Genomic DNA, 234 nt, shown 5'->3' with positions numbered 1-234 from the left:
CTTCTCGTCGCGCGGAGAGCAGATGGTGATCGCCGTGCCGTCACGCCCGGCGCGGCCGGCGCGGCCGATGCGGTGAACGTAGTCTTCGGCGTGGCCGGGCACGTCAAAGTTGATCACATGGCTCACAGAGGGCACCTCCAAACCACGCGCGGCCACATCATAGGCGATGAGAAACTTCAGAGCGCCTTCGCGGAACCCGTCGAGGGTGCGTGTGCGCTGGCTCTGGTCCAGATC

The 234-nt window shown here is 65.8% G+C and carries 1 protein-coding gene; it reads right to left on the bottom strand.

Features of this window, described 5'->3' with window-relative positions; translation table 11 throughout:
- The coding region (locus tag R0J92_RS26885; protein ID WP_411053932.1) for a helicase-related protein at positions 1–234 on the bottom strand (234 nt) is incomplete at both ends.

It is taken from the genome of Tritonibacter sp. SIMBA_163 (assembly GCF_046535935.1).
GTDB lineage: Bacteria > Pseudomonadota > Alphaproteobacteria > Rhodobacterales > Rhodobacteraceae > Epibacterium > Epibacterium scottomollicae.
This window is presented reverse-complemented; position numbering and strand designations above follow the sequence as displayed.